Source organism: Glaciimonas sp. GNP009, assembly GCF_054343755.1.
This window is the reverse complement of the sequence record NZ_JBTGUV010000004.1, coordinates 3,074,436-3,090,820: the sequence shown is the minus strand read 5'-3', so window position 1 is coordinate 3,090,820 and position 16,385 is coordinate 3,074,436. Positions and strand designations below refer to the sequence as shown.

Sequence of the window (16,385 nt, the reverse complement as noted above, 5' to 3'; positions counted from 1 at the left end):
AGCTTTATATGTCAGCAAGCCATAGCACTGGTAGTACACGATTGTCGCAGCGAAAATTAAGATTTTTTCTGAATCAAGTCAGGCAATAATTGACCACTTTCATCGGTGGTGGAATGTTTTCATCAGCAAGCGATTCACGCAAATTAATTTCGATTGTTCGGCATATCGTATCTAGCGGCAGATCATTCGATTCCATGCCAAATGGTTCCTCTATCTCATCGCCCAACGCATCCAAGCCGAAAAATGTGTAGGCTACGATAGCGACCACAAACGGCGTCATAAACCCAATCGAATCGACCAAACCAAACGGCAAAAGAAAGCAGTATATGTAGGCCGTACGATGCAATAACAGCGTGTAAGAAAACGGAATCGGCGTGCTTTTTATGCGCTCGCAAGCCGCGGCAGCAGCCGCCATCGAAGACAAGCTGGCATCAATCTGGACAGCCAGGCATGGCTCTATCCGTCCCTCTTTAATGCAGCGCTGCAAATCCAGACCCATTTTCAGCATGAGGAAATCTGGTTTGTTTGAAGACTTGTCGATTTGGTGCCATTCAGATTCAAGGAGCAAGCTTTTCAGCTCCGTATCGATGTTGCAATCACGCAGATGGTGGCGCAAAGCATGCGCAAAAGCGATCGCACGATAGATCATGCGTACGCGCGTATCCGCCAGGCCTAGACTTGCGACGGCAGGCTCCGGATAGGAAATCAAGCTTTGACACTGCCGCGAGAAACTCCGGCTTCTATGGACCAGTTCACCCCATAATTTGCGCCCCTCCCAAAACCGGTCATAGGCCGCATTGTTACGAAATCCCAAAAAGATCGCTATTGGTAGTCCGATCAACGTAAACGGAATCGTGGTCAGTGTAATTTTGAGGTCAAACAAATCGCCATGCGTCAGCGTCACCGCAGTGGCAACTAACGTGTTGACAATCAACGACGGCAGAATTCGCGGCATCACCGATCCGCGGAGCAATAAAAACAGCCTGAATCCGGACGGCCGATCTCTGATAATCATTTGGAATCTCTATTTTTTAATTTCACTAACATGTGAGTAATTATAGTGACATTGCCGACAACGCGTCAATCTATCTCATTATGGAAAAAATGTCCTGGGCTTAGTAGCTCTATTGATGGCTTTGTTATTGGCTCAGATGATGGCGGTGTTAATTGCATCATTAGTAGCCCTGCTGATATATACAACGAGCAGTTTTCAACGCATTACATCAATTTATTCCGATCATTCCAATGAGGTAATATCTTTCTTCAGTTGCCTACAAACAAACTTGCAAAGGAAACTCTGAATGGGTAAAAATCGCCTGGAAGCATTTAGTGACGGTGTGATCGCCATCATCATCACAATCATGGTGCTTGAGATGAAAGTCCCGCACGGCGACGATCTCGCTTCACTGCGGCTGATCTACCCAGTCTTCTTCAGTTACATCCTCAGTTTTGTCTATACCGGTATTTATTGGAACAATCATCACCACATGCTGCATGCTGTGCAGAAGATCAGCGGCCCTGTTCTTTGGGCGAATTTGCATCTTCTCTTCTGGCTCTCACTTATCCCATTTGCCACCGGATGGATGGGCGAAAACCACTTTTCCGAGGTGCCAACTGCGCTATATGGCGTGGTTTTGTTGATGGCTGGCATTGCCTACTACATACTCAGTCGCAGCCTGATCAAGCTTCATGGAAAAGATTCGCCACTATCCAAAGCTATCGGGAGCGATACGAAAGGCAAATTATCAGTAGTGGGATATGCTATCGCCATACCCCTCTCCTTCGCCAATCGATGGGTCGCGCTGGCGCTGTATGTTCTGGTCGCAATCATGTGGCTAATCCCTGACAGGCGAATTGAAAAAGTGATTGAGAAAGGAATTTAAAATAATGAGTAAAGGTATTTTTTTTATCGAAGCTTAATGTATTTGGAACAATGGGCCTGAAACGATTGAAAATTTGACTAAGCATTTGAAGTGATTTTGACGAATATCTGCTTTTAAAGCATAAGATAATATCTATAGATTATAGATTTGGTTTATTTTTAGGTATCCGTGAACGTCGCTATTTCAAGACCACAAACTTCACCAAATTCGTCGTAAAGTTAGTCTATTCAAAGTGCAGTTCAACACGGGTTGGCGAACGACCACTACAAATTAATTTATCGAAAGATCAGCGTGAAAAAAAGAAACTTTCTCTTCGCCGCACTGGGTGTGGCCTCTGTCCCGGCTTTCGCAAAAAAACGAACAGAATCCATTAAAGAAACCGGCCCAACACTATTGACGATCAGCGGCGCAATCGGCAAAGGTAATCGTGGCGCGTTAGATCCAGCACTGGATCAAATGATGCACAAGCAAAACATACAATTCGACAAGGCATATGTTTTCAATTTCGCAGCCCTGACTTCCTTACCTGCCGTCGACATAAATCCCACCCTGGAATACGACGCCAAACCGCATAGATTGCGTGGGCCACTGCTAACCGATGTTATCACCGCTGCGGCCGACAAAGCATTGCCCGGAAATACAGCGGTCAAACTACGTGCGGTCGATGGTTATGTGGTGCAGGTCCCATTGTCCGATATACGAAAATATCGCTTTATCGTTGCTACGCATCTGGATGGACAGCCAATTCCCTTAGGAGGATTGGGACCGTTGTGGGCCGTGTACGCGCCAAATAGTTTCCCCGACATGATGGCAAGACCGCTGTCAGCGCGGTTTTCCTTGTGCCCTTGGGCGCTGTATCACCTTGAATTAAGTATTGCCTAGAAGGTTGATCTACTATCGGCGGCTATGCAAAAATTTTAACTTGGCGCTAGGCCGATACAAAATCGCATTCTTCCATATACACTTTTTAAATTCATGACGCATTCAACGTTTTTAATGTAGATGAATGCTCCTGGAAGTGTTCCTCGATATGAGACAGTGCGCGGGTAACGTATTCTTCTTTTTCTCCCACAGGCGCAAAATAATGCAGCACCTCTTTCGCCTCTGCCATTCCCTTCAGCCGCGCAATCATCCACGCAAAAATGTATTGCGCCGACAAACATCCGCCAGCAGTTGCCACATTACCTTGCGCAAAAAATGCCTGGTTCAAGATATTTATTCCAGCAGCTTGCACCCATGGCTTACTAGTTGTATCCGTGCACGCAGGTGTTTTGCCTAACAAGCCGAGCTTCGCAAGCAAAAATGTTCCGGAGCATTGTGCCGCTATTAACTGGCGTTCAGGATCGAGCTGTATTTGGCTGAGTATGGATAGATCACCAGCGACTTCCCGCGTCTTCATGCCACTGCCTATCAACACCGCATCGGCAGAATTAGCTTCGTTCAAATCAATGTGAGCGTCAATCGTTAGGCCGTTCATTGATGTTACGCGCGCGGTAGGACTAGCAATGCTCACCTTCCAATTGGCATCACCCAAAAGCGAAATCCGGCTGAGCATTCCATAGGCGATTAATGAATCTAGTTCGTTGAAGCCATCGAAGGTCAAAATAGCTATGTGCATGGTTGGGCTTTAGGTTTAAAAATGGGTTTGTTGGTGGCCATTTTGATCGTGACTTCCTTGTCTAGAATAACAGGTTCAAGAGCTTTAGCGTCATGCACGGGATGCCAAATTCTGATCGGGATGGGTCGGAGGTTTAGGGACGGCGCGGCCTGTAAATTTATATAGGCGACAACAAAGTCAATAGCGAGATCATATTTCCTATTTCTAAACCGACGTGTAGACTCCGTTACCTCGGCTTAAGCGAAGAAGAGACATCACCAGCAAGTTGAAGTCTGAAGCGGTGCACCCTAGTGTAATTTATATGCGGATGTAATCGTGAACTCAGAAAGCTACTAACTTTTCGACCAGATATGCCACTATTCCATAATTTATAATTCCAGGTGCAAATAATGAAACTATCATCAACCATCGTAGTGCTAGCGATTGTAGGGTTGTTGGCATTTACAAATCCAAAACTAGACAGCTACGAGCAACACATTCATCAAACAATCACTCAGGAAGCCAATACAAAGGATGAAGTAGCTCGAACACTGGGAACGTTATTTGGAGGGTTGGCTAGCAGTCTCATAGCTAGCAGCACCGTGAGAAATAATTACATTCTGTTTAGCACTTACGACTCAAATCTGGGAAATCAACATCTAAAATTTTTAGGCATCCTTGGTAACTTCTTTCAGATATCAAAACCACTAAAAAGATGATGCTCACTTTGACGGCTGCACATTCTGACAATACACCGCTTCAGATCAACAGCTCGTATCAACCTGCTTCGGTAATCGCAGAATTTACGACGATGATCTGAGGGCATTCAGCCCATCGACAAAAAAAAAACTGACTTCCTTTCTAGATCAATGACTAACGAATTTAATGGAACAAGGTCATGCTTGCCGGTAAAGCGGCATATCTTCTCGGTTCGCATGATGGAGGTATGTTTGTTGATGGCGCATAAAATCATATACAGTTAACAACCCAACCTGTTTGATCAAAAAGAGGAGAGAAGATTCTCAGTTAAGATAAGGTGGGCACGAGTGATTAAAGGTGAAACTCTCATGTTTGAAATCGCTGTCCAGCGGTGCCGTGCGATAAACGAAGCCATTGCTGATCGTATCCGACACGTTGATCAACTTGGCTAAAAGAGTCAGATTAGTTTGTTGGGTATCGTTGAAGCTTGCCTTCTTTTGTAGCAGATCACTCATCGAGTGCTCCTCAATGAAATTGAAGTGCTTGCTGAGCAAGCCGCACACCACATCGGATAGCTGGATACCGAAAGTCGTTTTCGAGTCTCTAAAAGAAAAGGAAATTTCTTTAGATCCGTTCATGAACTTAAATTTTCTGAGGCTCTGCTGAACAGTCAGCTCTTCATCAAAAATGTGGGTGGATTTCTTGAAGATATACATCGGCCTCACAAAGTAATCGTGCAAGCTGTCGATAAGTATATTGTCGCGGTGGTTGACCAAGAAGGCCAGTTCGTCGAGTTTAGCGGCCTCCGTCAACAATGATTTAAGCATGCCGTCGAAAACAGTCCGAGGAGCGGGAGCATGGGTGTTCAAAAACTCGAGAACCGCGCTTGCGAAATCGCCGGTCTTTTGCCGATCAATGTTCGGATAGCCATAGCTGTCCAATATGTCGAGAAACCCCAAGATATCCTTGGTCACGATAGCATAAAATTCGTTCTTGATTTCCCTATGATAAGCCGCGAAGCTCATCAATCTTTTCTCAGTGAGCAGCGATTCGATAATATCGACCAGCGACCAGTACACAATGTTTAGATTGGTGTAGTGGATATAGATATTACTCTTCAGAAGATAGTTAAAGACGGTAGTGAGCTTGCCCGAATTCAGGACGTCCATATAGTCGCCTTTGGCAATATGTTCAAATTTGAATTCGACTGCCGATTCCTGAATTCGAAGAGCTGAACGAAGCTCAGCCTCTCCCGTGAGCGATGTCAGCGCCCGATGAGCAATACCCCCAAGGACGAAATTTTTCATACTTTTGTCGTTGGGTCCATCCTTTTTTAGGTGCAGCTTACGAATATTGTTGATCTCATCGTAGTAGATGACGAACTTATCATTGGCTCCGCGAAGTTGCTTCAGTACGTTTTTGCGGAAGTTGTTGACATCAATGGTGATCGGCATGGAAAAATTTTCTGGTCTGTGGATGTCAGTGCTACCCGCACCTCAAGTCGAGGCCTTTGAGCAGCGGCGATGCCCAGCGCAGCCCCTTGAAGCACTATGAGGCTTGCCAAAAGCCGGTTCTCCAATGTTCGCAGCAGCGCTGTCATTAACGGTAATGCAGTATATTTCAAAATCGCAGCATCGTATATTGCACGCCACTGAATCGCATCGTCGTACCAAACTCACTCGACTTGATCGCCCACTCTTAGGAAATGGCTGAAGGTGGATGAACATTGGTTGCATTACGGTGCATCGCCAGCGAAATTAATTCAGGTGGTGAAAGAAGGAGTCTCGAAAAGTGTGAGCAAGCCACCACAAGACGTGATTAATCTCGCAGTTAAAATCCAAGAATTGCCACCCCACCGCCGCTATTTGGTCGAAGAACTGGTCGAACAATTGCAACAGGATGTTAGGTAAAGCTTTTTCGGGACAACTGTTGCCGTCTATTGATTAAAAAAAAGAATAGATAGTTGTCTGGAATCTCAGATGCATCTCGTACAACTTGGTATGAGTTACCGTCGTCACGGATAACAGCCGCCGTTTATCAGTATACAAATACGACAATTCTGTTTTCCGTAAAATTTAAAGCGCCAATCACCATTGAGATGTCTGCTAATCAGCTCGTGCGGGGATGCATCGTGCTTGGTGGAATGCGTGAATGGGGAAGGGGTTGCAAGAACTTGCACGGGGTTGAAAAGCATCAGTTGATCCTAAGTGATTAAAGGAGCAAGACTATCCAACCGTTCTTGCAGTAAAATCAACGATCACCCGAATTCTCAACTGATTGCGTCGTATGCACAACTCAAGACGCATCTGTTCGACACTATACAAATAAAAAAATGGACTTCACTCCTATACTCGGCCAAGTTTTTCATAGTTGTTGGTATTTGATCCCACTTCTGCTTGTCGCTGCGGTAGTCAAATCTCCTTGGTTCAAGGGCGTGATGGGGGAGGCCATCGTCAATATCTCGGCGAAATATTTTTTGAACCGTGAGGACTACCATCTCATCAAGAACGTGACCTTGCCCGTTGAGGACGGCACTACCCAGATTGATCACATTATCGTGTCAAGGTTTGGTATCTTTGTGATTGAAACGAAAAACATGAAGGGCTGGATTTTTGGCGATGCCAAGCAAAAAACGTGGACGCAGAAGATTTATAAGCACACCGCAAAATTCCAAAATCCTTTGCATCAAAATTACAAGCATGTCAAAGCGCTCGAAACGCTTCTTGAACTAGATAGCTCTTTGATTCACTCGGTCATCGTGTTTGTTGGGGACAGTACCTTTAAAACGCCGATGCCGGAGAATGTCACCCAAGCCGGTGGCTATATCAAGTACATTAAATCCGTGAATCAGCAAGTACTAGATACCCGTCAGGTGGCAGACGCTATCGAACGTATTCGAAGCGGCAGAAAATCTGCATCGTTTAAGACCGGCCGTGAGCATGTCAAACATGTGAAATCGATTGTCACTGAAAAGGCCAACAGCAACGCATGCCCGAAATGCGGAAGTTTGTTGATCTTGCGGAGGGTCAAGTCCGGTGTAAATGCCGGATCGACATTCAAGGGATGCACGAAATTTCCTGCCTGCCGTTACACAACAACATTAAGAATTGACTGTTGACTGCGGCGAAGTAATACCTGAGTTGGTTGCGGGCGAAGCCCGCTCTCTGAAGACCTTAGAGGTTTATTTTCCAATGACAATCGAAATTGCAACAAAACTTAAAGCAGAATTGTACTTTATTACAATTCTCTGTATCGCCGCCATTTCTGTTGAAATATTAGCTGTTTATTCAGTATTAAAACCTAGTAGTGAATCTGTTGCGTTATGGTTTCAGCGGAGCGGTGCGATTACTTCTATTTTTTGTGCATTTGCTCAATTTAGAATCAATAACTTTCTTGAGTCTATTAGAGGCGGCGCGTTTGCAGAATCATGGTGGCTATACAATATATTCAATAAACAACAATATAGTATTAGTTGGGCCGTTACCTTCCTCGCTATTTGGGGCGCATTCGTTTGGGGGTATGGTGATTTATTTGCGAAGTATTTTGTTAAATAAGCACGCCAATTCCGGACAACAACCGCTGTATATTAATTAAATAAAACAAATAGATAGTTGACCGGAATTTTCGATGGAAAAGATGGCGCAGAACAGGTAGCCGAAGTTGGGCGAGGAGATCATGCGTTGGCGCAGCGCCAACGCATGTTTCGTTAACAAAATTCGCGCGCGTACATCGTACGTGTGCCAAAGCTGCCTATATTGAAGTTTCGAATGATTTAATGTGGCAACTTCTAGGACACAGAAAATTTATCCAAATGAAAAAATTTGACGAGGAAAAATATTTCAATGGTTATAAAGAAATAAGAAACAATCTAAGAAAACTTGACCCGTCATCAGTTGTCATTGAGTGTTTGAAATATTTGCAACATCCAACTGTGAATGAGATGAAGCAGCTCGAGAAACACCCTTGGCTAGTTTTATTGTTGATTAAATGGAGCCTAATCGATAGTCAAAGCCAAGAAACGGGACGAAATCCTGCGACTTCAAGTGATATACAAAAGCTTCTGAAAAAAATTTACGGCCTAGCAAAATTCACTCGGTATCCATCCGATTTCGAGCATTTAACCCTGTTTATGCGAGCCATTTCTTTTCAACAATTTTTCTATCAAAGAGATTTTAATTACAGCGATCTTATAAGACAGTTTTTCCTGTTCGCAGACCTTCCAGATGATCACTTTTTCAAAAAAACATTCTGTGATTTAACAGGCGTCAGGATCGAGGTCTTTTTAGAGTTGTTGGTATGTATGACTGTTCAATTTGTCGATTCGAACTCCAACGCAATATCTGCCAACTATTTTACAAAGTTACAAACGAAATACAGTGCAGTGGAAATAGTTTCTTTTTTAAAATCTTTTACCAAGTCATTTGATAAAATCAAAACAATTCTTCAATCCCTAGGCAACGGCTTAAGAACCGCCGAAGAATATTACGAACAAACTCCGTTTCTTGCCTTCCCACTGATCCTAGTCCGAGACAATTACGTTTGTGTAGAACGACACGTACTCTTTCGTTGTATCGAACACTTCGTCTACGACAAACTTAGGCTTTGGGATGCTCAAAAATTTATGAACGAGTTTGGACTCATTTTCGAACGATATGTGGAAATGGTAATTAAAAATACAGAATTACCATATATCAATGAGACTCAGATAAAGCAAGTCACTAAAACCACCGGGAAGCTAGTTGACTTTATTATTTCTGACGGCGAACACAATATTTTTGTCGATGCAAAAGCAGTTGAGATGGCGTACCAAGCAAAAGTTGCTCACCTGTCTGATGCTGCAAGAGAAAGAACAGCTTTCATCTTAAAAGCGATCGAACAGGCACAGGATATAGCTTCTCGGCTCCATATTTCGAACGTAGATCATCCGTTATTGACTACTAAACAGAAAAATTTTTTGGTTGTTGTTACTTACAAGGCATTAAATTTAAGCAATGGAGAAGCCTATTATGAAGGTGTCGCCAAAGCTGCTATTGATGAGATTTATGCAAAATACACAGTTGCACCAGTCATCCCTCTTGAGAATATATATTTTTTTAGTATCGATGAATTTGAGCTTCTTTCTGAAGCAGTATGTGCCAAAAAAATAGGTTTTGCGGAAGCATTGGAAAATGCAAAAGCCGCTGACAGTGATGTCCATACGAAAAAATTTGATTTCTCATTGCATCTGTCAAGTTGGAAATTTGAGAAGGCCCGCCCAACTTACATGACAAACAGATTGCTCGAAGAGCTTCAGAAAATAGAAATTCTTCTTAAGGCTTAAGCAATAACACTCAGGATAACCCAGCCATCACATTCCCGATCACACCTCACACACGTCAATTCCCCAATCCCCATCAAAACCCGCGTAAAATGCGTCCATCGCGGGTGTAGTTCAATGGTAGAACGAGAGCTTCCCAAGCTCTAGACGAGGGTTCGATCCCCTCCATCCGCTCCAGGTTACGACTGGCACCTGTTCTTAGGTGCCGTTTTTTATTGCGGATACGGTTGTTTTGGCTTGCATCAGGGCCTTTTCAACCTCAATCTGACGCTGCGTCGTCCGCGCTCCTTTTCACTTTAATTAGCTTTCCATCTCGCATGTCAGAAAATCAACCCAGAAAACCTCTTTTTTATGATCCTACGGAGCGTCGGATTCGTAGTTTTGTGACGCGTGCGGGGCGGTTGTCGATTGCGCAAGGGCGGGCTATTGAGGAGTTGGGGCCGCGGTTTTGTGTGCCTTATGAAAAAACCGTGCTTGATCTGGATAAGACGTTTGAGCGCTCTGCGCCGACGATTTTTGAGATTGGCTTTGGGATGGGTGAAACCAGCGCCAAGATTTCGGCGGGTATGCCTGAGAAAAACTTTATCGGCGTTGAGGTACATACGCCGGGCGTAGGTAGTTTATTGAAGCTGATTGGCGAACAATCGCTGTCGAATCAACGGATTATTCAGCATGACGCGGTGGAGGTGTTGACGCATATGATTGCGCCTGATTCATTGGCTGGCGCGCATGTGTTTTTCCCAGATCCGTGGCACAAGGCGCGGCATAACAAACGGCGTTTGCTGCAAGGCCCGTTAGTGAGTTTGCTGGCATCGCGGATTGCGCCGGGTGGTTATTTGCATTGCGCTACTGATTGGGAGGAGTACGCAGAGCAAATTCTGGAGGTGTTGAGTGCTGAACCGACGCTGAAGAATACGGCTGAAGGTTATGCGCCGCGTCCGGATTATCGTCCGATCACCAAGTTTGAAAACCGCGGCATCAAGCTTGGACATGGCGTGTGGGATGTGGTGTTCGTCAAAATTTAACGCAATTTACGGGGTGCTTTTGTCGGTTTTAAGCCTTTTAAGCCTTTTAAGCCATTTAAGCATTGAGCAACGCTGGTTGCTCTGCTGATTTCTTTCATTTAGTCACTCGGATTTGACTCTCACTTTTGACGTCGACCATCGCTTTTTGTTTGCCCTGGTAGTTTTCTAAAAAACAATTTTTCCCATTTCCCTTTGCCATCGCTGTTGCGATGTCTGCAAAAATGTCTCAGTCGAACGCCTTTTCCAAGCTACTGATCAGAATGCCTAGTGTTTCCATAGTGCCATTCGGTACAATCCTGACATGCTTTCAGAATTCGACCTTATCTCTCAATATTTCACCCGTGCACCACGTGCCGACGGGCAGATTGCGCTTGGCGTGGGCGATGACTGCGCATTGCTGATGCCGACGGCTGGCATGCAGTTGGCTGTGTCATCGGATATGTTAGTTGCTGGTCGGCATTTTTTTGCTGATGTCGATCCGTATTCGTTGGGTCATAAATCATTGGCAGTGAATTTGTCCGACCTTGCGGCGATGGGTGCCCGGCCACTTGGCTTTACGTTAGCATTGGCTTTGCCGGAGGCGCGTGCAGAATGGTTAGCGCCATTTGCGGCCGGATTGTTGGCGCTTGCGGATGCACATGATTGTGAGTTGATTGGTGGTGATACGACTAAAGGTCCGCTCAATATCTGCATCACGATCTTCGGTGAGACCTTGCCCGGACAGGCGCTGCGGCGTGATGCGGCGCGGGTTGGTGATGATGTTTGGGTGTCTGGCACGCTGGGCGATGCGCGATTGGCGCTGGCGGGTTATCGCTGTGAGTTCACCGATCAAATCGTTATGAGTGACGATGAACATGCCCGCGCTGCGACGCGCATGCATCAACCGACACCACGTGTGGCACTGGGTATCGCTTTGCGGGGAATTGCGCATGCCGCGATTGATATTTCCGATGGTTTGGCGGGTGATCTCGGCCACATATTGGAGCGCTCTGGCGTGGGCGCGACGTTGGCGGTGGATTGTCTGCCATCGGGACCTGTTCTGCGGCGACAAACCCAGGCTTTGCAGCGTCAATTTACGCTCGCTGGCGGCGACGATTATGAGTTATGTTTTACTGCACCGGCGGCAAAACGCGACGCAGTTCTGAACGCAGGAACGGCAACCGGTACCGAGGTGATACGGATTGGTTGTATCGATGACCTGCCGGGACTACGTTTTATCGATTCACATGGCTTGCCGCTTGATTTACAACTGACTTCTTTTGATCACTTTCGCACAACATGAATCCAATACCATCATTAACGCCAACGCAGACGCCATCTCAAAAGCCTATTAATTCCAGGGGTAAGGTAAAAGCCACAGGCCGTTTTATGCTGTCACATCCTGCTCATGTGATCGCTCAAGGTTTTGGAAGTGGGTTGTCGCCGATCATGCCGGGTACTTTTGGTACCTTGTTTGCATGGCTGTCATTTTTGGTGTTGTCGGTACGGTGGCCCCATTACTTTACGCAGTTGAACTGGCTGGTCATTATTGCTGCGGGGTTCATCGTTGGTATCTGGACCTGCCAACGCACCGGGCGCGATCTGGGTGTTGCCGATCATGGCAGCATGGTCTGGGATGAGATTATTGCCTTTTGGCTGGTGTTGGTTGTGATTACTCCCGCGCCATTGTGGACACAGTTTTGGGCGTTTATTGTGTTTCGCTTCTTTGATATGGTCAAACCGCCGCCGATTGGGTATTTTGACCGCCACATGAAAGGCGGATTAGGTGTCATGTGGGATGATATTCTGGCTGCGTTTTACACGTTGCTGGTATTTGCTTTATGGCGCGTTTATTGAGCGCCTTGTAAAAGTTGTTTAAGCTTAATCGATGGCATTTCTACGTTGCGCCGATTGCATCTGAGCGCGACAAGTGGCAGTATGTATTGATTGATCTGAACCACAAACAGGAGCAAAAGAATGGAAACCAACGTCGAAACTGATCAACTAGTTGACCTCGCTACAGAAGTGGGTCGGGCGTTGAAAGCCAAAAGATGGTTATTGGCAACAGCCGAATCCTGCACCGGTGGTGGCGTCTCGCAAGCCATCACTGATATTGCGGGTTCGTCGGAATGGTTTGATTGCGGTTTCGTCACTTATTCGAACGCATCCAAGACGGAATTGCTGGATATTTCAGAAGCGCTGCTTGCACAACATGGCGCTGTCAGCGAAGAAATCGCCGGCGCAATGGCCGAGAGCGCCCTTGCCAATAGCGGCGCGGATGTTGCGCTGTCAACGACCGGTATCGCCGGTCCCGGCGGCGCTGTGCCTGGCAAACCAGTCGGCACGATCTGCTTTGGCTGGACGACCGGACACCAAACACATACTGAACGATTGATTTTCCATGGTGATCGACATGCCATACGCGAGCAAACGATCGCCCATTCGCTACAAGGATTGTTGCGATTTTTGAAATAACAAGGGTTTTTGGCAAAGCGGAGCGAGACTTACACTAAGTTTTCCTAACCTTTACTAAACTGCATTGATTCATCCGAAATCAATATTGGGTGGTGAAAGTTAGGTGAAACTCAGTGAGAAACCTGCTCCTTATCGCTTTCTATTGACTTAATCTCTGCTCAGGCACGAAAGCGATTAATCGCATCACGCGTTTCCAATGCGACGCGTCGTGCGGCTCTCGCAAAATCTTCTCCCGCGGCTTCGTCCACTTTTGCGTACAAAATAGCGCGTGATGAATTGATCATCATGCCGTTGCCATTTGCTGTCTTGCCCGCGTTCACAGTCGCCTGAATATCGCCGCCCTGGGCACCGACTCCCGGTACGAGCAAAGGCATGTCGCCGATGATATTACGCACTTGCGCCAGTTCTTCAGGGAATGTTGCGCCAACGACCAGACCGCATTGCCCATTAGTATTCCATTTATCAGCAACAAGTCGGGCGACGTGCTGATACAACGGCTTGCCTTCGACATTCATAAATTGCAGGTCGGAACCACCTGGATTGGATGTGCGGCACAAAATGATAGCGCCGCGATCTTTCCATTCCAGATAGGGCGCAACTGAATCCCAGCCCATATACGGACTCATTGTCACGGCATGCGCACCATATCGCTCGTAGGCTTCACGGGCGTATTGCTCGGCGGTCGCGCCGATGTCACCGCGCTTGGCGTCGAGCACGATAGGAATAGTGGGATAGACGCTGCGTATATAGTCGCAAATCGCTTCGAGTTGATCTTCGGCTCGCAATGCTGAGAAATAGGCGATTTGCGGTTTAAACGCGCATGCCGTATCAGCGGTAGCGTCGATGATTGCCTTGCAAAAGGTGAAAATCGCGTCCGGCTGATTGTGCAAATGGGGCGGAAATTTAGTAATATCCGGATCAAGCCCTACACAAAGGAGCGAATTGTTGACAGCCCAGGCGGCGGATAATTTATCAATGAAAGACACGATGAAGCCCTAATAATGCGAATATCGCCATTGTAACTTGTTGCCATCGTCATAGCGGTTTCTTAGAGCCTTAACTGGATAATTACGCTGACCATTTTGCGATCTGCGATATTGATGCCAATATCACTCTTGAACGGTACCCTTGTTAAGAATTAGTCCACTATTTAGCTCTTGAGCCGACACCAATAGTTTGCTACCGTTCAACTAAGGCCATCTGGCCTGTCCAAATGTTAAGGAAGAAACATGCAAAAATCCGTTAAATGGCTGGCCATCGTGGTAGTCGTCTCTTTATTAAGCGCGTGTGGCTATAACGATTTCCAGACCAAAGATGAGGCTGTCAAAGCTGCTTGGGGCGAAGTGGTGAATCAATATCAGGGCCGGGCTGATCTGGTGCCTAAAATTGCACAAATTGTGAAGGCGTATGCGACGCATGAAGAAGCAACCTTCGAAGCCGTCACTAAGGCGCGCTCGGCGGCCACCAGCTTTCAGATAACGCCAGAAGTACTCAACGATCCGGCCGCTTTGGCGAAATTTCAACAGGTTCAAGGACAATTGTCCTCGGCCTTATCACGCTTGATGGCGGTGTCGGAAAACTATCCGCAACTCAAAGCAGATGGTCTGTATCGGGATGCACAATCGCAGCTGGAGGGCGTAGAAAACCGGATCAAAGTCGCACGTAATCGCTACATCGTAGCCGTGCAGGATTACAACGTGCTGGCGCGTAGCTTCCCGACCAATCTAACTGCAAAAGCGATGGGTTATGCGGTTAAACCGTCATTCACCGTGGATAACGAAAAAGCGATTTCGACTTCACCCGATGTTGATTTCGGTGGGAAAAAATAATGGTATCAACGGCGACATCGGCTAACTCTCACCGCGTTAAAGCGCCGAGGGCGCATGTTTGTCATGCTGTCGTCGTCGCACTTTGGCTGGCACTTCTTACCATCGTGGGAACGCCAGCCCTCGCGCAAGCAGAAAAATTGGTGGCAGTTCCGCCCTTACAGGCGCATGTCACTGATCAGATTGGGTTGTTGCAGCCGCAACAGCGCGATACGCTGGAGTCGGTATTAAGCGCATACGAGACCCGCACCGGCAGCCAAATCGCGGTATTACTGATGAGCACCACCGCGCCAGAAGCCATCGAAGACTACAGCATCCGCGTGGCCGACGCCTGGAAATTGGGACGTAAAGGCGTGGATGACGGCGTCATTTTGATCGTCGCCAAGGACAACCCGAGTGGTTTACGTCGCTTGCGAATCGAATCGGGGCGCGGCGTTCAGGGCGTGCTAACCGATGCCCAGTCGAAAAGAGTGCTGCAAGATGTGATCGCACCTTACTTTCAGAAAGGTGACTTTTACGGTGGCTTGACCGCGGGTGTGACTGCGATCACGGCTATCCTCGATCAACAGACGTTGCCGCCAGCAGAGCGCAAGCAACCACAACATCAGGAGTCGGATTCCGGCATTTTTGGGGCATTGGCACCGTTGATTTTTGTCGGATTCATCGTTTTTATGATGTTAAATTCACGCCGACGCGGTGGCGACGGTAGCGGTCCAGGTTCAGGTAATTCGCTCAACAGCAATGTTTGGGGAAATGCTGCTGGAGTTGTCATCGGCAGTCTCTTAAGTCAGTCTGGACGCGGCGGTGGAGGCGGCGGATTTGGTGGTAGTGGCGGCGGTGGAAGCTTCGGCGGAGGTGGCGGTGGTTTTGATGGCGGCGGTGCTTCGGGGAACTGGTAAATGAAAAAAATAATGACACGACTGTACCGGCACTTCATCACAACTAGTCGGACTGCGCGAAAAGCATTTCCGGCAATTACGCTGATGGAAATACAAGCCAAAATAGCCGAAGGTGAACGCACGCATCGCGCCGAGGCGAGGATGATCGTGGAGTCCTCGTTGAATTTGCGAGCGGTGCTAAATGGTGTTACCTCCCGTCAGCGCGCACACGAGCTTTTTTCACATTACCGGATGTGGGATACCGAAGAAAATATCGGCGTTCTGCTGTACGTAAACATCGCTGACCATAAAGTCGAGATCATCACCGACCGCGCAGTCGGCCGAGCAATCCCTTCGGCAGAATGGCAAGTAGTATGTCAAACCATGACCCGCGAATTCGCTAACGGGACTTTTCACGATAGCACGCTTGCTGCCCTCGAAAAACTGAATGGCTTATTGACGGAACACTTTCCGGATGCCGATGGAAAACGTAACGAATTGTCGGATCGACCTTTGATGCTTTGATATTTGATGCTTTAATATTTTATACTTGGCTTTGATTCAGCATTTTGATGATGCACTATCCGGTTTCACCGAAGAAAAGTGAGTGGTTCAGACTGCGCTGAGGAGAAATTTTGTCTCGTTACAAAATTCTCCGCGCTTTGCCGTTATCGCATAAAGCAACCTATCAAATCTCACCGCATCA

The 16,385-nt window shown here is 46.9% G+C and carries 18 protein-coding genes and 1 tRNA gene; 15 read left to right on the top strand and 4 right to left on the bottom strand.

Going from position 1 to position 16,385, the window contains the following annotated elements; all coding sequences use genetic code 11:
* Positions 1-73: 73 nt before the first annotated feature.
* Positions 74-1,015, bottom strand: a complete 942-nt coding sequence (locus tag ACXX82_RS14515; protein WP_323505750.1) for a bestrophin family protein — start codon at positions 1,013-1,015, stop codon at positions 74-76.
* Positions 1,016-1,301: 286 nt separating this feature from the next.
* Between ACXX82_RS14515 and ACXX82_RS14510 the strand changes: the two genes are divergently transcribed.
* Positions 1,302-1,883: a TMEM175 family protein gene (locus tag ACXX82_RS14510; protein WP_458563150.1), complete on the top strand. Its 582-nt coding sequence runs from the start codon at positions 1,302-1,304 to the stop codon at positions 1,881-1,883.
* 291 nt (positions 1,884-2,174) lie between these two features.
* Positions 2,175-2,765: a putative pterin-binding protein gene (locus ACXX82_RS14505; RefSeq protein ID WP_323505752.1), complete on the top strand. Its 591-nt coding sequence runs from the start codon at positions 2,175-2,177 to the stop codon at positions 2,763-2,765.
* Positions 2,766-2,856: 91 nt separating this feature from the next.
* Here ACXX82_RS14505 and ACXX82_RS14500 read toward each other — a convergent pair whose 3' ends face one another.
* Positions 2,857-3,501, bottom strand: a complete 645-nt coding sequence (locus ACXX82_RS14500; RefSeq protein ID WP_458563149.1) for a DJ-1/PfpI family protein — start codon at positions 3,499-3,501, stop codon at positions 2,857-2,859.
* Positions 3,502-3,890: 389 nt separating this feature from the next.
* Here ACXX82_RS14500 and ACXX82_RS14495 point away from each other — a divergent pair, with 389 nt between their 5' ends.
* Positions 3,891-4,199 carry a DUF4359 domain-containing protein gene (locus tag ACXX82_RS14495; RefSeq protein WP_458563148.1) on the top strand — a complete coding sequence of 103 codons (309 nt, stop codon included), beginning with the start codon at positions 3,891-3,893 and terminating at the stop codon, positions 4,197-4,199.
* Between the two features lie 303 nt (positions 4,200-4,502).
* Here ACXX82_RS14495 and ACXX82_RS14490 read toward each other — a convergent pair whose 3' ends face one another.
* Positions 4,503-5,633: a DUF3800 domain-containing protein gene (locus ACXX82_RS14490; RefSeq protein WP_458563147.1), complete on the bottom strand. Its 1,131-nt coding sequence runs from the start codon at positions 5,631-5,633 to the stop codon at positions 4,503-4,505.
* 261 nt (positions 5,634-5,894) lie between these two features.
* Here ACXX82_RS14490 and ACXX82_RS14485 point away from each other — a divergent pair, with 261 nt between their 5' ends.
* The 9 genes from ACXX82_RS14485 to ACXX82_RS14445 all read left to right on the top strand — a co-directional run bounded on the left by ACXX82_RS14485 (position 5,895) and on the right by ACXX82_RS14445 (position 12,975).
* Positions 5,895-6,089 carry a hypothetical protein gene (locus ACXX82_RS14485; RefSeq protein ID WP_322235917.1) on the top strand — a complete coding sequence of 65 codons (195 nt, stop codon included), beginning with the start codon at positions 5,895-5,897 and terminating at the stop codon, positions 6,087-6,089.
* A 422-nt stretch (positions 6,090-6,511) separates the two neighbouring features.
* Complete coding sequence (locus tag ACXX82_RS14480) at positions 6,512-7,297, top strand: nuclease-related domain-containing protein (protein ID WP_458563146.1); 786 nt, start codon at positions 6,512-6,514, stop codon at positions 7,295-7,297.
* Positions 7,287-7,733, top strand: a complete 447-nt coding sequence (locus ACXX82_RS14475; protein WP_458563145.1) for a hypothetical protein — start codon at positions 7,287-7,289, stop codon at positions 7,731-7,733. The genes ACXX82_RS14480 and ACXX82_RS14475 overlap by 11 nt, the downstream gene beginning before the upstream one ends.
* A 257-nt stretch (positions 7,734-7,990) precedes the next feature.
* Complete coding sequence (gene gapS1, locus ACXX82_RS14470; RefSeq protein ID WP_458563144.1) at positions 7,991-9,499, top strand: GapS1 family protein; 1,509 nt, start codon at positions 7,991-7,993, stop codon at positions 9,497-9,499.
* A 100-nt stretch (positions 9,500-9,599) separates the two neighbouring features.
* Positions 9,600-9,673 (top strand) — tRNA-Gly (locus ACXX82_RS14465).
* A 140-nt stretch (positions 9,674-9,813) separates the two neighbouring features.
* Positions 9,814-10,521, top strand: coding sequence for a tRNA (guanosine(46)-N7)-methyltransferase TrmB (gene trmB / locus ACXX82_RS14460; RefSeq protein ID WP_458563143.1), 708 nt, complete (start codon positions 9,814-9,816; stop codon positions 10,519-10,521).
* Between the two features lie 301 nt (positions 10,522-10,822).
* Positions 10,823-11,803 (top strand): thiamine-phosphate kinase, encoded by a 981-nt coding sequence (gene thiL, locus ACXX82_RS14455; protein WP_322235909.1) that lies wholly within the window; start codon positions 10,823-10,825, stop codon positions 11,801-11,803.
* Positions 11,800-12,357, top strand: coding sequence for a phosphatidylglycerophosphatase A family protein (locus tag ACXX82_RS14450; protein WP_416186807.1), 558 nt, complete (start codon positions 11,800-11,802; stop codon positions 12,355-12,357). The genes thiL and ACXX82_RS14450 overlap by 4 nt, the downstream gene beginning before the upstream one ends.
* A gap of 120 nt (positions 12,358-12,477) precedes the next feature.
* Positions 12,478-12,975, top strand: a complete 498-nt coding sequence (locus ACXX82_RS14445) for a CinA family protein (protein ID WP_322235904.1) — start codon at positions 12,478-12,480, stop codon at positions 12,973-12,975.
* Positions 12,976-13,133: 158 nt separating this feature from the next.
* Here ACXX82_RS14445 and pyrF read toward each other — a convergent pair whose 3' ends face one another.
* Positions 13,134-13,961, bottom strand: coding sequence for an orotidine-5'-phosphate decarboxylase (pyrF, locus tag ACXX82_RS14440; protein WP_322235902.1), 828 nt, complete (start codon positions 13,959-13,961; stop codon positions 13,134-13,136).
* Positions 13,962-14,204: 243 nt separating this feature from the next.
* Between pyrF and ACXX82_RS14435 the strand changes: the two genes are divergently transcribed.
* The 3 genes from ACXX82_RS14435 to ACXX82_RS14425 are packed head-to-tail and all read left to right on the top strand — an operon-like array spanning position 14,205 to position 16,204.
* Positions 14,205-14,804 carry a LemA family protein gene (locus tag ACXX82_RS14435; RefSeq protein WP_458563142.1) on the top strand — a complete coding sequence of 200 codons (600 nt, stop codon included), beginning with the start codon at positions 14,205-14,207 and terminating at the stop codon, positions 14,802-14,804.
* A complete protein-coding gene (locus tag ACXX82_RS14430; protein WP_323505759.1) occupies positions 14,804-15,700 on the top strand; it encodes a TPM domain-containing protein in 897 nt (298 codons plus the stop codon). Before ACXX82_RS14435 ends, ACXX82_RS14430 begins: the two co-directional genes overlap by 1 nt.
* Positions 15,701-16,204: a TPM domain-containing protein gene (locus ACXX82_RS14425; RefSeq protein WP_458563141.1), complete on the top strand. Its 504-nt coding sequence runs from the start codon at positions 15,701-15,703 to the stop codon at positions 16,202-16,204. It abuts the gene before it with no gap.
* Positions 16,205-16,385 lie beyond the last annotated feature (181 nt).

Coding starts and splice junctions, on each gene's coding strand:
- ACXX82_RS14515 (WP_323505750.1), bottom strand. CDS start 1,015: ATGATTATCAGAGATCGGCCGTCCGGATTCAGGCTGTTTTTATTGCTC.
- ACXX82_RS14510 (WP_458563150.1), top strand. CDS start 1,302: ATGGGTAAAAATCGCCTGGAAGCATTTAGTGACGGTGTGATCGCCATC.
- ACXX82_RS14500 (WP_458563149.1), bottom strand. CDS start 3,501: ATGCACATAGCTATTTTGACCTTCGATGGCTTCAACGAACTAGATTCA.
- ACXX82_RS14495 (WP_458563148.1), top strand. CDS start 3,891: ATGAAACTATCATCAACCATCGTAGTGCTAGCGATTGTAGGGTTGTTG.
- ACXX82_RS14490 (WP_458563147.1), bottom strand. CDS start 5,633: ATGCCGATCACCATTGATGTCAACAACTTCCGCAAAAACGTACTGAAG.
- ACXX82_RS14480 (WP_458563146.1), top strand. CDS start 6,512: ATGGACTTCACTCCTATACTCGGCCAAGTTTTTCATAGTTGTTGGTAT.
- gapS1 (WP_458563144.1), top strand. CDS start 7,991: ATGAAAAAATTTGACGAGGAAAAATATTTCAATGGTTATAAAGAAATA.
- trmB (WP_458563143.1), top strand. CDS start 9,814: ATGTCAGAAAATCAACCCAGAAAACCTCTTTTTTATGATCCTACGGAG.
- thiL (WP_322235909.1), top strand. CDS start 10,823: ATGCTTTCAGAATTCGACCTTATCTCTCAATATTTCACCCGTGCACCA.
- ACXX82_RS14450 (WP_416186807.1), top strand. CDS start 11,800: ATGAATCCAATACCATCATTAACGCCAACGCAGACGCCATCTCAAAAG.
- ACXX82_RS14445 (WP_322235904.1), top strand. CDS start 12,478: ATGGAAACCAACGTCGAAACTGATCAACTAGTTGACCTCGCTACAGAA.
- ACXX82_RS14435 (WP_458563142.1), top strand. CDS start 14,205: ATGCAAAAATCCGTTAAATGGCTGGCCATCGTGGTAGTCGTCTCTTTA.
- ACXX82_RS14430 (WP_323505759.1), top strand. CDS start 14,804: ATGGTATCAACGGCGACATCGGCTAACTCTCACCGCGTTAAAGCGCCG.
- ACXX82_RS14425 (WP_458563141.1), top strand. CDS start 15,701: ATGAAAAAAATAATGACACGACTGTACCGGCACTTCATCACAACTAGT.